Below are 15901 nucleotides of genomic sequence, written 5' to 3' on the forward strand. Positions count from 1 at the left end.
CTGATACCGTTCAACGATGCTTTATGCTGCTTGGTGTCTACAAAAGAACAAACAACCGTTTAGGAGCCGATTCCTTGGTACACAAATCCAATGGCACAAAGTTGTGCTGCATCCAGCACATTGCGTCCATCAAAAATAAATGCTGGTTTTTGCATCCCGTCAAATATTTTTTGCCAATCATAATTCGCAAATTCATCCCACTCAGTGAGAATGGCTATCGCATGGGCATTTGCACAAGCCTCATAAGGATTTGAAAAAGTAGTCACACACTCGGTATTTTGCTCAGGACTGCGTGTTTCTAAATAATTAAGATCATCTAGTATCTTTTTAGAAGATACTTTTGGATCGTATACTGCTATTTTTGCATGTTCATTGATCAAATCATCGGCTACAAATATCGCTGCCGATTCTCTAGTATCATTGGTATCTTTCTTGAAAGCCCAACCCAAAAAAGAAATTTTTTTATCCGAAACCGTATTGTACAGTGTTTGTACAATACCATTAGAGAAACGTCTTTTTTGATGATCGTTCATGATGATTACTTGTTCCCAATAATCAGCAACCTCATGTAATCCGTATGATTTTGCAATGTACACTAAATTCAAAATGTCTTTTTGAAAGCAAGAACCTCCAAAACCAACTGAAGCTTTCAAAAATTTAGGCCCAATTCTACTATCCATTCCTATTGCTTTGGCCACTTCATTAATATCAGCGCCTGTTTTCTCACAGAGCTCAGACATGGCATTAACAGATGATATTCGCTGTGCCAAAAATGCATTGGCAGTAAGCTTAGATAACTCAGAAGACCAAACATTTGTAGTTAATATTTTTTCAGTAGGCACCCAATTAGAGTAAACTTGAACCAGTGCCTCCTTTGCCTTTTTCCCTTCGGGAGTAGCATCACCACCAATTAAGATACGATCTGGCTGCAATAAATCAGTCACGGCCGTACCTTCCGCTAAAAACTCAGGGTTGGAAAGAATTTGAAACTGAACCCCGTTTCCGGTATGATCTAAAATACTTTTGATAGCCTCTGCCGTTCGAACCGGAAGTGTTGATTTTTCGACAACAATTTTATTATCTTTAGCTACGCGTGCAATTTGGCGTGCACACAATTCTATGTATTTCAAATCAGCAGCCATTCCCTTGCCTTTTCCATAGGTTTTCGTAGGCGTATTTACTGAGATGAATATAATTTGTGCTTCATCAATAGCTTGATCCACAGCTGTAGAAAAAAACAAATTTCTACCTCGAGCGGTAGCAACTATTTCGCTCAAACCAGGTTCGTAAATAGGTATATTATCCGTATTTGGGTCGTTCCAAGCGGCAATTCGCTCTTCATTCAAATCCACAACGGTTACTTTTATATGGGGACATTTTTGTGCAATTACAGCCATGGTAGGACCACCTACATACCCTGCTCCAATGCAACAAATTTTTGTAATTTCCATTCTTTATCTATTAAGCGCTTATTTTAATTTTCTTTTTTATTTTTTTTTTGAAGTTTGAGAAGATTCTATTTTCTCTACTCCATCTTATTTTAGATGCTCCCAATACCAGCCCACAGCCTCTTGCAAGCCTTTTTGCAATGAAAATTGCGGATTGTAGTGCAATAATCGTTGTGCTTTTTCAATGCTTGCCAAAGAGTGCGGAATATCTCCTGCGCGGTTAGGACCATATTCCACTGCTATATTCTCGATTTCAGGATCATACATCGATAAATACTGTTTTAAATAAGTGACCAAATTATTCAACGTATTCCTATCCCCGAAAGCAGTATTGTATACCGTATTAACGGCTTCTGGATTTTGCGTAAGCATGGCCAATTCATTCATTTGAATCACATTATCAATATAGGTGAAATCTCTCGAATAGTTACCGTCTCCATTTATTTTAGGGCTTTCGTGTTTCATCAACTGCATGACAAACTTAGGAATCACAGCAGCGTAAGCACCATTAGGATCTTGTTTCCTGCCAAAAACATTGAAATATCGCAAGCCTATGGTTTCTAAACCGTATGATTTGCTAAATATTTCGGCATACAGTTCGTTCACATATTTAGTAATAGCATATGGTGAAAGTGGTTTACCAATAGTTTCCTCTACTTTTGGGAGGCCTTCTGAGTCTCCATAGGTAGACGAGCTGGCTGCATACACAAAACGTTTTACCTTATGATCTCGGGCAGCGACTAACATATTCAAAAAACCCGAAACATTCACTTCATTACTGGTAACGGGATCGTTTAAAGAACGTGGTACCGAGCCCAAAGCAGCTTGGTGTAACACATAGTCAACTCCGTTTACGGCTTCCGTACAAGTGGCTGCATTGCGAATATCACCTTCTATCAATTGAAAATCAGGATGATTCAAACAGCTTTTTAAATTATGCAGGTGTCCCGTAGCAAAATTGTCCAAACATACTACTTGGTACTTTTTATCTAAAAAATACTCGCATAAGTTAGATCCAATAAAACCGGCTCCACCGGTAACTAATATCTTTTTTTGCACTTCGTTTGCCATGCTATATTTTATTTCACTACGGTTATATATTTCTCTTTTTGGTAATGGCTTTTATTTTTTGGAACCAACTTTTTGGCTTTTCCTCTTCATAATAAGATTTATCATAAGAGCCATAACCGTAGCCATAGCCTGTTCCGTATTTAGCTTTGTTTTCTTGACCGTTTAAGATGATACTTGTATTGTTCAATTCCCCGCGCTTAATGCGGTTATTCAATAAAGCAATCATGTCTTTTTTAGTGTAATTTTGACGTACGATATATAAAGTTACATCACAATATTGTGCTAATTCAAGCGCGTCCGAAACCAATCCTACTGGTGGCGTATCCAATATTATATAATCGTATTCTTGCTTTAAAGCGTTAATCAAGTCCTCCATTCCCTGACTTATGATCATTTCTGAAGGGTTAGGTGGTATTGGTCCTGATAATATTACGTCAAGATATGGTATGTGTGTTTTATTGACAATATCTCGAATTGATTTTTGCTTGATAATGTAATTCACTACCCCTACTTCATTTGACAAATTAAACTCTACTGCGAGTCTAGGTTTACGTAAATCTAACCCAATTATAACCGTCTTTTTTTCGCTCAAGGCAAAAACCGTGGCGATGTTTATAGAACAAAACGTTTTTCCTTCACCACTTATTGAAGAGGTAATCATCAACGTTTTAGCACCATCGACATTTTGTTGTTTGTACAAAAACTGCAAGGAAGATCTAATGGCCCTAAAGGATTCTGACAATGCTGATTTTGGTTTGTCAAAAACTGCCAAATTAGATTTCTCTTTATTTACCCCAACCACTCCTATCAATGGAATCTTGGTCATCTTATTAACATCATCGCTATTTTGAATAGCGTCATTAATAAAGAAAATAAAAAAAACGGCTATTAACGGAATCAAGATTCCAAGGAAAAGTGCCAAAATATAATTCACTGATGTTTTAGGCCCAATTAAACCACCACCTACATCTTTAGCAGGATCTATAAAATGAATGTCTGGCAAATTGGCTGCTTTTACAATATCAGCCTCAGAGCGTTTTTGTAAAAAAGTATTGTATATGTTGTCACTCAAGTTATACTTCCTTTTTATTTTTATAAGCTCTTGTTGGTCATCCGGTAGTTTTTTAATAGTACCTTCTGTAACATTGATCTTACTGCTCACCAAGGCCAAGTCATATTGTAAGGACCCTTTTGCTGTTGAAATATTTTCGAGTAACACCCTTTTTATAGCTTCCATTTGGCTATCAAACTCTTGAAAAATCTTCTCGCTTTTTACCGCATAGGACATCTCAGACCTTTGCGTAGACAAGGCAATTAATTTAGAAACATTTACTACTATGTTAGGATCATCAATACCTGCCACAGAGGGCGCTGGTAGTTTTGCGTAATTCACACTGTTATTTAAATACGATTTAAGAGAATTGTAATAAACAATTTTACGATTGATTTCGTCTTTCTTAACATCGTATCCCACGATTTGTTCCGAGAATTTAGTACCCCCATCCTCAACATCGTAAATATTTTTTCCTTTTCGAAACGATTTTAGTTCATTACCCGTTTCTTTCAATTGGGACTCCATGGCTATCAAGGTACTGTCTATAAAAGCAATTGTATTGGTTGCAAATTTATTTTTGCTATCCAACTGTCTTTTAATTAACATCCTGACTGTAGCATTCAAATATTCTACTAAGCGTGCTTTATTAGTTCCTTGCATGCTCAAAGTAATAATAGAACCTGCTTTTTCATTGGTTTGAACGTTAATCCCTTTGTATGCAGAAACTATTCCGTCAAAATCATTAAATTGAACAAAGTACTCATTTCCTATGTACATTCCCGTATTTTCATTTAGTTCCAATTGCCAGTTGAGGAAAGGCAAAACTACTTTTTGTCCTACTCTGTATCGCTTTACAAACTCACCTGTAACTACATTGGTATTCCCATACGTGCGGGTATCGTATCGAATAACCCCTACGCTTGGGTTTTCAAAAGGAATTTTGATCTCATATTCATTCTCAGTCAAAAATTTAATACAGATCCGTTGACCTGCCAGTTGTCCTTTGGTTTTGTCAATACGTACAAAAAAAGGAACCGCTCCGTAGGCATCTGTAAAATTATATTCCCCTTGAACTAAATAACTTATGTAGTACTGCAATTGATCCACAACGAGTTCATTGTGAGATCTGGATTGTAGTGTAGTGGCAATGGTTTGAACTTGGTCTGAATTACCTCCCCAATTGAATGTTAAACTGGTATTCGAGGTAAATAGCGGGTTGTTTTCCTCCTTTATGGAAATCATGGTTTCCATACCATAAATTTTCTCTTTTCGAATGTTTACTTGATAGGCAATAGTCAATGTAATGGCCAGACTAAATAAAAACCAACGCCAATAGCTACCAATTTTAATCAGAAAGCCTTTAAAATCAAAACTAACTTGGTTTTCGAAAATTGAAAAATCTTTGATATCTAACATGTGTTCCGTGCCGTGTTAATTTTTTAACAATAAAAAAGTGGTTGTTGCTAATGACAACAAAGTAATAATAGTCCCTAAAGATTCTATACCCGTTTTTCCGGTACCCCACGTTTTCTGCTTGAGCGGTTTAACGTAAATATAGTCATTGGGTTGCAAATAAAAATAAGGTGATTGCATGACGTTTATATTTGTAAGATCAATATCAGCCATTTGTACACCGGTGGGCGTTTTTCGGATTACTGTAACGGCCTTCCTATCTCCTGTTATGTTGATATCCCCTGCATTAGCAATCGCTTCCATGATAGTAACTTGCTCTTGATACAAAGTTTTAGTTCCCGGAGCACCTATTTCTCCATTCATAGTAAAACGCAAACCTGCTAATTTTACGGTTACAAAAACATTGGCTTCTTTAGTGAAATAGTCCGATAAAAGCTGTTTTTCTATGCGAAGTCGAATGTCATCCAAAGTGTAACCAATCACATTTTGCTCTCCCAAAACAGGAATGCGAATGTTTCCATGATCATCTACCCTGAATCCTTCAAAATACAATGACACATCAGACTGGCTTTGTTTTCCGCCATCATTTGAAATAGAAAAAATGGATGCTAACTTAGGATCAATGGTTTTAATAGAAATGCTTAGCACATCATTGACTTGTAACCTATACGGCTTTGATGCCACCATCGAAATGGGAACCTCTGTCATGCCATCCTTTTTTTGCAAATAAATTAAATCTTGTGTTGCGATACATGATGTCATCAAAACACTGATTACTAGCATCAAACCACCTACAAATTTGTTCATTTTTCACTATTTTAATCCACAAATATAGCTTTTCATTTACGATATAAAAAGCCTCCTTATGGGATTGCGTTTATTAATTATTTTTTAATGATTTCTCAAAAGGTACTCGATGTAAAATACTGCGTCCCAATGTCACTTCATCAGCATATTCTAACTCATCTCCCACAGCTATCCCTCTAGCAATGGTTGAAACTATGATGTTGCTCGATGCAATTTGCTTGAAAATATAAAAATTAGTTGTATCCCCTTCCATAGTAGAGCTCAAGGCAAATATAATTTCCTGCACGGCGCCCGATTTGACCTTTTCAACCAATGCTGTAATATGCAACTGGCTGGGACCAACACCATCAATAGGAGAGATTTTCCCACCCAAAACATGATAAATACCTCTAAACTGATTGGTGTTTTCAATAGCCATCACATCTCTAATATCCTCAACTACACAAATCACGTGGTGGTTTCTACTACTATTAGAGCAAATCTCACACACATCACTATCTGAAATATTGTTACAACTCACACAGTATTTGATATCTTGCCTCATTGAAAGTAGGGCTTGAGCCAAAAATCCAGTTTGCTCCTTAGGCTGTTTTAACAAATGCAATACCAATCGCAAAGCCGTTCGCTTCCCAATTCCTGGAAGTTGCGACATTTCGTTGACTGCCTTTTCTAAAAGTTTTGATGAAAATTCCATACCTGCAAATGTAGCAATTTGTTTATTTGTTCTGCGCCATTATTCCCAATTCCTAAACATTGATTAAGCTATACTGATGGTTTTATTTTTTCATCACTACACAACAAAAAACTATACAAAAAAAAACTTAAAACCTTCCTATAAACTCCATTTCCCAATACCCAACTGTTTACAGTTTAATAACAGTATCTCATTGGCATAAAGCCAAAAAAAGGAAATCCATTACAAGTGATTATTTATAATTCCCTTGGAAATAGTCTTGTTTTAACAACCTTAATTGCGTTTGGTATTGATAGACTAATCTTTAAAATACAATCTTGAAGCTATGAAATGCATATTAAAAACATATCTTTTTGATCAAGAGCGGTTTAATAACTAATTAAGAAAATCAAAATCAATAAAACTTACGAATATTAATACTGATTAGTAGCCAATAAAACTAGAGTACAAGACACCTCTACCTTAATATTGTTCAATTGTAACAACTGGTAAAACTCGGGATTCTCTGTTCCTGGATTAAAAATGACACGTTTGGGTTGTGCCTCAACTATATAATTGTAATAATCGCGTTGACGTGTTGGGTTAAGATATAACGTAACAGTGTCTATGTTTTTAAGTGGAATTGCTTTCGTTTGGATTTTGATTCCAGCTACTTCTCCTGCATTTTGTCCTACTGCTAGTACTGAATGTCCTTTTTCAACTAACTGCTGTACTGCTTTGAACGCGTAACGATCCGTTTTGGTCGTGGCTCCCAGTACCAATGTTTTTTTATTCTTCATCCTTATCATCCTTTTATGAGTGACAAAAGTAAGCAAAAAGGTTCACCTTATGTAGTGATTATGGTAATTGTTACGGTGCAATAAAAAAACATTGCGCTAACAGTCCCAAACAAAAAATGAGTATTTTTGTGGTATTAAACAACAATTATGGATCTCTTTATTTATCTTTTTGTCGCGCTTTTCTCTGTATTGAATCCTATAGGTACGGTCCCTATATTTGTAGGTCTGACTCAAAATGACCCCAAAAAAGAACGGTCGCGCATTTCTTTATGGACAGCCATAAACGTTTTCATTATCTTGATAGTTTCCTTTTTTATAGGACAATATGTTTTGTTGTTTTTTGGAATTAGCATTGATGCACTCCGAATTGCAGGAGGGCTTATCATTGTAAGTTCTGGATTTTCATTGCTCTCTGGTAAGTTTACCAAAAAAAGAGGAATCAACAAAAAAGCCGAAACGGAAGCGCAACAGCGAAATGATATTGCCTTAACCCCACTTGCCATCCCTATGCTGGCAGGCCCAGGATCCATATCGCTCCTGATTGCTTTTTATCAAGAACACAACAGCACCACAGAAATCATTATTTCTACGCTAGCTATTTTAGCCATTGCAGTAACTATTTTTATCATTTTACGCAGCGCCCATTACCTTGCCAAAATATTAGGTGCTTCTGGGATTATTGCTATTTCCAGAATTGTAGGCTTTATTGTAATCGCCATTGGAATACAATACATTGTAAGCGCCATCATTAACATCATCAAAGTAAATCTTTCATAAAAAAAAGAAGCGGATCATTCAGTGAATAATCCGCTTCTTTTTTAAAGTATTTTTTTTTTAGCTTCTTGGCAAGAAAATCTCAGCCATCATACATCGGGCGCTTCCGCCACCACAAGCCTCAATGGTATCTAGACTTGAACTCAGTATTGTAGCATGCTTTTCTAATTGCGCCACTTGCTTTTCTGTAAGCGCTTGATGAGCAGCAGCACTCATAATCAAGAATCTTTTACCAGCAGCTCCTTGAACTTCAAGCATGTTTCCTGCAAAACTATTCATTTGATCTTCGGTTATTAGGACAACCTCTTTATTATTTTCTTTTAAATTATCCAGAACCATTTTGCGTTCTTTTTTGTCGTCTATGCAATCCGCACAAATCAGTGCGAAGGTTTCGCCCAAACACATCATGACATTGGTATGGTAAATCAATTTTCGTTCGCCATCAACAGTCTGAAACGCTTCAAAAAGAACTGGAGCATAATCAAAATCTTCACAGAACTCAATAAACAGCTCCTCATCTGCACGAGGTGACAAAGCACAATACGCTTTAGAATTGGTTCTATCCAAAAGAATACTACCCGTACCTTCTAAGAAAAAACCATCCTCTTCTGCTGATGTGTAATCTACTATATTGTGTATAACAAAACCTTTATCTTCTAACAGGTCTAATAGATCCTCACGGCGTTCTTGACGTCTGTTCTCAGCAAACATTGGATATAATGCTACATCCCCATTTTCATGAAAAGATATCCAGTTGTTTGGAAAAATACTATCTGGCGTATCTGGATCTAGAGTATCGTTAACTACGGTAACATCTATACCTGCGGCAACCAATTTGGCTACAAAATCATCAAATTCTTGCTGTGCTTTCGCATTTACAGTTGCCGGTAATAAGCCATCTAGCACTTTTTGATAGTAATTATTCACAGCCGTTTGCTCATTCATTCTAAAAGCTACGGGCCTAATCATCAAGATGGAATTGGTAGTTTGTTTCATGTATTTTTAGTTTAAAGTTGAGTTGTTTAAAGTTGAATATTACATTCTGTTACACTTTAAACTTCAAAACAAATATTTATTCTCTAATTAAAGGTAAGGTAGAACATCGCAACAAGCCTTCTTGTTTTGCAATCTCGGCATAGGGAATCTCTTCTACTGTAAAACCGTTTTCTCGAAGCCAATTGTTGAGTCTCGTAAAATTTCGTTCCGAAACTACAATATGAGTATCAATTGAAAAAACATTAGAATTCATGTGATACATTTCTTCTCGGTTTAAATGAAAAAGATTTTCTTTACCAAAAAGATCTACAAGAAACATATAATCGGATTCTTCTCTAAACCCGTTTTTATAGATAATTCCTTTATTATTTCCCAAAGGTTGAAAACAACAATCCAAATGTAATGCATTGTCTCGAGCTTCAATTTTTGATTTTACCAAATCAAAAGCTTTCACTTTTTTATGTGGAAATAGCTCTGTGATGTATTGTACACCTAACAAATTGGTACGCGCCGTAATATAATCTTTATAATCACTACCCTTGTATGTCCCAATGAAAATATAGTCATCCCATAACATCACGTCTCCGCCTTCTATATGCACTTCTTCTGGTGGTCGTACTACGTTTTCTGGTTTTATTTGATCAATAATATATTGAATTGCATCTAGTTCACGCTCTCTGTCTGGCAAAATATTAGATTTGATAAAGGTGTTTTCAATTACAAAACCAATATCTCTAGTAAAAATTTGGTTGTAATTCTCAATCATTTCAGGTCGATATACCTGCACGTCATACTTTTCCAACACCTGCTTGAAAGCATCCATTTCCTGTACCATATCCTGCTCTAGTGGATAGGTACCAGCTAGAATATGCTCAAGTGATTTTGGATCATAAGCCTCGTCTGCTGTTGGCGTTGGTCCATTGTGAAGTGCTGATCCCAGTACTACAGCACGGAGTCTTGCTGTTTCATTTGTAACATTAATTGGTAACATGTGTGTTTTCCCTTTTTAGCAAATATAAAAAAAGCTTCACTAAATAGTGAAGCTTTTAAAGTGTTTTTATCTTTTATCTGCGGTAACAAAATCGCGTAATGGATGACCTGTGTATACTTGTCTTGGCCTACCAATAGGTTCTTTATTTTCACGCATTTCTTTCCATTGTGCAATCCATCCTGGTAAACGCCCTATGGCAAACATTACCGTGAACATATCTGTAGGAATACCTAAAGCTCTGTAAATAATTCCAGAATAAAAATCTACGTTAGGGTATAAATTTCTAGATTTGAAATACTCGTCTTCTAGCGCTGACTCTTCCAGTTTTTTAGCAATAGCAAGAATTGGATCTTCAACTCCTAAAGTTGCTAAAACTTCATTGGCTGCTTTTTTGATAATTTTAGCTCTTGGATCAAAGTTTTTGTATACTCTGTGACCAAATCCCATCAAACGGAATGGATCATTTTTATCTTTGGCTTTAGCCATATACTTATCTGCATCACCACCTGTTGCATGAATTTCTTCTAGCATTTCAAGTACTGCTTGGTTAGCACCACCATGCAACGGACCCCATAATGCTGATACTCCAGCTGAGATAGAAGCAAACAATCCTGCATGAGAAGAACCTACCATTCTTACCGTAGAAGTTGAACAATTTTGTTCGTGATCTCCGTGAAGGATAAATAATTTGTCTAATGCATCAATAACAATTGGATTTGCTTTGTAAGGCTCTGTTGGTAATTCAAACATCAAACGCATGAAATTCTCAACATATCCTTTAGTATTATCATAATAATTCAAAGGATAGCCCATGCTTTTTCTGTATGTCCAAGTTGCAATCACAAGGAATTTACCCATGGTTTTACAAACCGCTTCATACATTTCTTTTTCATTATCAACATTTACCGATTTAGGATTAAATGCTGTCAAAGCACTAGTTAAAGCAGATAAAACGCCCATTGGGTGAGCTGTTTTTGGAAAACCGTCGATGATGTTTTTCATCTCTTCGTTTACCAAGGTATATTTTCTAATATCCGTTTCAAACTGAGCCAACTGTTCTTTACTTGGTAATTCTCCAAAAATTAAAAGATATGATACCTCAAGAAAATCAGCTTTATCTGCAAGATCTTCAATGGCATATCCTCTATAACGAAGAATTCCTAATTCTCCATCTAAAAAAGTAATATCACTTTTACAAGATCCTGAATTCTTGTATCCTGGATCAATAGTAATGATACCAGATAAATCACGTAATTTGTTAATATCAATGGCAACTTCATTCTCACTACCTACTACAACAGGAAGTTCAAACTTTTTTCCATCAATCTCTAATGTGGCTATTTTTGACATAATATAATTGGAAATAAACTTTTAAAATAATAATTTCCCAAATCTATGAAAATTAACACTAATTAAAAAGAGAATGCCGGAATGAAATTGTTAAATATTATACAAAAAGCCACTCACAAAAAGTGAATGGCTTTCTATCATTTAGCAAAAAAGCTATTATTTTATTTTAAAAGCATTCTTTCCAGGAAAATAGGCCGATGTACCCAATTCTTCTTCAATACGCAATAATTGGTTGTATTTTGCCATACGATCAGACCTAGAAGCTGATCCTGTTTTAATTTGACCACAGTTTAACGCTACAGCTAAGTCAGCAATAGTATTATCTTCTGTCTCTCCAGAACGGTGTGACATTACCGAAGTATATCCTGCATTCTTGGCCATATTTACGGCAGCAATCGTTTCTGTTAAAGTTCCAATTTGGTTTACTTTAATCAATATCGAATTTGCAATTCCTTTTTCAATACCTGTTGACAAACGCTCTACATTGGTTACAAACAAATCGTCACCTACAAGTTGCACTTTGTCCCCTATTTTTTCGGTAAGTAATTTCCAACCGTCCCAGTCATTTTCATCCATTCCGTCTTCAATAGATATGATTGGATATTTAGCAACCAATTCGGCTAAATATTCAACTTGCTCAGCAGATGTTCTTACATTACCAGTCTCTCCTTCAAACTTTGAATAATCGTATTTTCCGTTTACATAAAATTCGGCAGCAGCACAATCTAAAGCGATCATGATTTCATTGCCAAAAGAATAACCCGCAGCTTCAACAGCTTTTTTTATGGTATCCAAAGCATCCTCTGTTCCGCCAGCAAGATTAGGTGCAAAACCACCTTCATCTCCTACAGCTGTAGAAAGACCTCTATCGTGCAATACTTTTTTCAAACTATGAAAAATCTCCGTTCCCATTTGCATGGCTTGTGAGAAAGTAGTTGCTTTTACCGGGAAAATCATAAACTCTTGAAATGCAATAGGTGCATCAGAGTGCGATCCACCGTTTATAATGTTCATCATTGGTACCGGCAAAGTATTCGCAGAAACACCACCCACGTAACGATATAATGGCAATCCAAGTTCATTAGCCGCTGCTTTGGCAACAGCCAAAGAAACACCAAGAATAGCATTGGCACCCAAACTAGATTTATTAGGAGTTCCATCTAATTCAATCATCATTTGATCAATCTGATTTTGTTCAAATACAGATACACCAACAAGTTCTTCAGCAATTACAGTATTTACATTGTTCACTGCATTCATAACTCCTTTTCCAAGATACGCTTTACCACCGTCTCGTAACTCAACAGCTTCATGCTCTCCGGTTGAAGCTCCTGATGGAACTGCAGCTCTACCCAATACACCATTATCTGTAATTACATCTACCTCAATAGTAGGGTTACCTCTTGAATCAAAAATTTGTCTCGCGTGAATTTTTATAATAATACTCATAAACTGAATTTTTTAAATTTTACATTACAAATATATTCTAAGTTTTGGAATGATTTTATGAAAATAATGAATGTTATTAACGAAAACGATATAATTTGATTTCCAAAGAACCAATTTAACAACTTAAATAGTATGTCAAGACAATTGCTTGTATTTTAAGCCTCTTTCTGAAAGTACGAAACAAGAAACGGGTTTGACTTTTAAATGTCAAACCCGTTTCTTAATTCTCAATAAAAATAAATTTATCCTTTTAAGTTATCGATAAATTGATCAAATAGATAAGAAGAATCATGTGGTCCAGGACTAGCCTCAGGATGGTATTGAACTGAGAAACAATTTTTGTTTTTCATACGCATTCCTGCAACCGTTCCGTCGTTAAGGTGTACATGTGTAATTTCAAGAGCATCGTTTGAATCAAGATCTTCTTTACTTACAGCAAAACCGTGATTTTGAGAAGTAATTTCACCTTTTCCAGTAACTAAATTTTTAACAGGATGATTGATCCCTCTATGCCCATTAAACATTTTATAAGTCGAAATCCCATTGGCTAAACCAATAATTTGATGTCCCAAACATATCCCGAATAAAGGAGCGTCAGCGCCTAAAATATCTTTCGCAACTTTAATAGCACTTGCTAGTGGTTCAGGATCACCAGGGCCATTTGATAAAAAATAACCGTCAGGGTTGAAAGACTTCAATTCATTAAAAGACGAATTGTAAGGAAATACTTTGATATAGCAATCTCTTTTAGCAAAATTCCGTAATATATTTTTTTTAATCCCAAGATCTAAAGCAGCAATTTTATATTTTGAATTTTCGTCTCCATAATAATAAGGGACAGTCGTAGAAACTTTAGAAGCCAATTCTAATCCTTTCATATCAGGAACATTAGCCAAAGCTACTTTTAAATCTTCAACCGCTGTTCCATCAGTACAAATGACAGCATTCATGGCACCATTATCTCTGATATAGTTAACTAAAGCCCTTGTATCCACATCCGAAATACAAATCAGGTTTTGCTTCTTGAAATAATCTTCCAAACTTTCTGAAGCATCTGATCGAGAATAATTAAAGCTGAAATTCTTGCAAATCAAACCAGATATCTTAATAGATTCTGATTCTACTTCATTAATATTAACACCATAATTACCAATGTGAGCATTGGTAGTAACCATTAACTGTCCAAAATAAGATGGATCAGTAAAAATCTCTTGATATCCAGTCATGCCCGTATTAAAGCAAACTTCTCCAAAAGTAGTTCCGCTAATCCCGATTGATTTCCCATGAAAAATAGTTCCATCACTTAGTAAAAGGGTTGCAGATTGTCGTGTTGTGTATTTCATTAGTATAGTGTTTGTGTAATATACCAACCTAAGTTAGCATGTATTGATAATAAATACTTCATGAAGAAGTACAACTATTCCCCCCCCTTTATAACATCAATTATAAAATTATAAAAAGGATAAAAAAAAAGGATAAACTATAAATAGCTTATCCTTGATTTTATTGAATCATTATTTTCATAATTACTCAGCAGTCTCAGTAGTAGAATCCGTTTCAGCAACAGGAGCTTCAGTAGCCTCATCTGCTTTTTTAGCTTTTCCACCACGACGGCTTTTAGCTTTTTTCACTTCTTTTTTACCACCATTGTAAAGTTCATTAAAATCAACAAGTTCGATCATTGCCATATCAGCATTATCTCCCAAACGATTTCCAACTTTAATGATACGTGTGTATCCACCTGGACGGTCTCCTACCTTAGCAGCTACATCTCTGAATAAATCAGTTACAGCATATTTACTACGTAAGTAAGCAAAAACAATACGACGATTGTGAGTCGTATCTGCTTTAGATTTTGTTATTAATGGCTCAACAAATTGTTTAAGCGCTTTTGCTTTAGCAACAGTAGTATTAATACGTTTGTGCTCAATAAGAGAACAAGCCATATTAGCTAACATAGATTTTCTATGAGCTGTCTGTCTGCTTAAGTGATTGAATTTTTTTCCGTGTCTCATGACGTGTTTTTTTTAAACCTTCATCTTGCTACAATCCTCTTTGGAGAGCAAAATACGAAGTGGTTTATTCTTTATCTAATTTGTATTTTGCTAAATCCATACCGAAGTTTAAATTTTTAACTGCAACAAGTTCATCAAGCTCAGTTAAAGATTTTTTACCAAAATTTCGGAATTTCATTAAATCATTTTTATTGAAAGATACTAAATCACCAAGTGTATCAACTTCAGCCGCTTTCAAGCAATTTAATGCTCTAACAGAAAGATCCATATCAACAAGCTTAGTTTTAAGCAACTGTCTCATGTGTAATGATTCTTCATCATAAGATTCTGTTTGTGCAATTTCGTCAGCCTCGAGTGTAATTCTTTCATCAGAAAACAACATAAAGTGATGAATCAAAACTTTAGCTGCTTCAGTAAGCGCATCTTTAGGATTTATAGAACCATCAGTTTTAATTTCAAAAACTAATTTTTCATAATCTGTTTTTTGCTCTACACGGAAGTTTTCGATAGCATACTTTACATTTTTAACAGGCGTAAAAATAGAGTCTGTAAAAATAGTTCCTATCGCAGCATTCTGCTTCTTGTTTTCTTCAGCTGGTACATAGCCTCTACCTTTTTCGATAGTTAAATCGAAATTAAGTTTGATTTTGCTATCTAAATTACAAATTACAAGATCTGGATTTAGAACTTGAAAACCTGAAATAAATTTTTGAAAATCACCAGCAGTTAACTGATCTTTACCTGAAACAGAAATAGTAACTGATTCATTATCTATATCTTCTATTTGACGTTTGAAACGTACTTGCTTAAGATTAAGTATAATTTCGGTAACGTCTTCAACAACTCCTGAAATAGTAGAAAACTCATGATCTACACCTTCAATGCGAACAGATGTAATTGCATAACCTTCTAATGCAGAAAGCAAAACTCTTCTAAGTGCATTACCAACGGTCAATCCGTATCCTGGTTCTAAAGGTCTAAACTCAAATTTACCTTCAAAATCGGTTGAATCGATCATGATAACTTTATCGGGCTTCTGAAAATTAAATATTGCCATAAA

At 35.4% G+C, this 15901-nt stretch carries 14 protein-coding genes; 1 reads left to right on the forward strand and 13 read right to left on the reverse strand.

Annotated elements, in window-relative coordinates:
- Positions 1-59 precede the first annotated feature (59 nt).
- From AC061E_RS05750 to AC061E_RS05775, 6 genes are all read right to left on the reverse strand, one after another.
- Positions 60-1451: a UDP-glucose 6-dehydrogenase gene (locus AC061E_RS05750; protein ID WP_478285416.1), complete on the reverse strand. Its 1392-nt coding sequence runs from the start codon at positions 1449-1451 to the stop codon at positions 60-62.
- An 84-nt stretch (positions 1452-1535) separates the two neighbouring features.
- Complete coding sequence (locus tag AC061E_RS05755; protein WP_478285417.1) at positions 1536-2519, reverse strand: SDR family oxidoreductase; 984 nt, start codon at positions 2517-2519, stop codon at positions 1536-1538.
- A 22-nt stretch (positions 2520-2541) separates the two neighbouring features.
- Positions 2542-4989, reverse strand: a complete 2448-nt coding sequence (locus tag AC061E_RS05760) for a polysaccharide biosynthesis tyrosine autokinase (RefSeq protein ID WP_478285418.1) — start codon at positions 4987-4989, stop codon at positions 2542-2544.
- 15 nt (positions 4990-5004) lie between these two features.
- Entirely contained in the window at positions 5005-5793 is a 789-nt protein-coding gene (locus AC061E_RS05765) for a polysaccharide biosynthesis/export family protein (protein ID WP_478285419.1), read from the reverse strand.
- A gap of 73 nt (positions 5794-5866) precedes the next feature.
- Entirely contained in the window at positions 5867-6487 is a 621-nt protein-coding gene (gene recR / locus AC061E_RS05770) for a recombination mediator RecR (protein WP_478285420.1), read from the reverse strand.
- A gap of 413 nt (positions 6488-6900) precedes the next feature.
- Positions 6901-7266: a CoA-binding protein gene (locus AC061E_RS05775; protein WP_478285421.1), complete on the reverse strand. Its 366-nt coding sequence runs from the start codon at positions 7264-7266 to the stop codon at positions 6901-6903.
- Between the two features lie 147 nt (positions 7267-7413).
- Here AC061E_RS05775 and AC061E_RS05780 point away from each other — a divergent pair, with 147 nt between their 5' ends.
- Entirely contained in the window at positions 7414-8043 is a 630-nt protein-coding gene (locus AC061E_RS05780) for a MarC family NAAT transporter (RefSeq protein ID WP_086452741.1), read from the forward strand.
- Positions 8044-8100: 57 nt separating this feature from the next.
- On the opposite strand, the gene ctlX is transcribed toward AC061E_RS05780, so the two are convergent.
- The 7 genes from ctlX to AC061E_RS05815 all read right to left on the reverse strand — a co-directional run bounded on the left by ctlX (position 8101) and on the right by AC061E_RS05815 (position 15898).
- Positions 8101-9036, reverse strand: a complete 936-nt coding sequence (ctlX, locus tag AC061E_RS05785) for a citrulline utilization hydrolase CtlX (RefSeq protein WP_478285422.1) — start codon at positions 9034-9036, stop codon at positions 8101-8103.
- A 76-nt stretch (positions 9037-9112) separates the two neighbouring features.
- Complete coding sequence (locus tag AC061E_RS05790) at positions 9113-10027, reverse strand: dimethylarginine dimethylaminohydrolase family protein (RefSeq protein WP_478285423.1); 915 nt, start codon at positions 10025-10027, stop codon at positions 9113-9115.
- A 66-nt stretch (positions 10028-10093) separates the two neighbouring features.
- A complete protein-coding gene (locus AC061E_RS05795) occupies positions 10094-11377 on the reverse strand; it encodes a citrate synthase (RefSeq protein WP_478285424.1) in 1284 nt (427 codons plus the stop codon).
- 156 nt (positions 11378-11533) lie between these two features.
- A complete protein-coding gene (gene eno / locus AC061E_RS05800; RefSeq protein ID WP_478285425.1) occupies positions 11534-12826 on the reverse strand; it encodes a phosphopyruvate hydratase in 1293 nt (430 codons plus the stop codon).
- A gap of 242 nt (positions 12827-13068) precedes the next feature.
- Complete coding sequence (gene carA / locus AC061E_RS05805; RefSeq protein ID WP_478285426.1) at positions 13069-14169, reverse strand: glutamine-hydrolyzing carbamoyl-phosphate synthase small subunit; 1101 nt, start codon at positions 14167-14169, stop codon at positions 13069-13071.
- A 183-nt stretch (positions 14170-14352) separates the two neighbouring features.
- Positions 14353-14841: a 50S ribosomal protein L17 gene (rplQ, locus tag AC061E_RS05810; protein ID WP_086452747.1), complete on the reverse strand. Its 489-nt coding sequence runs from the start codon at positions 14839-14841 to the stop codon at positions 14353-14355.
- A 64-nt stretch (positions 14842-14905) separates the two neighbouring features.
- The gene (locus tag AC061E_RS05815; protein WP_086452748.1) at positions 14906-15898 is read right to left on the reverse strand and encodes a DNA-directed RNA polymerase subunit alpha; all 993 of its coding nucleotides are present in this window, start codon (positions 15896-15898) and stop codon (positions 14906-14908) included.
- Between the last annotated feature and the right edge of the window lie 3 nt (positions 15899-15901).

The sequence above is a fragment of the Flavobacterium sp. GNP011 genome, assembly GCF_056428925.1.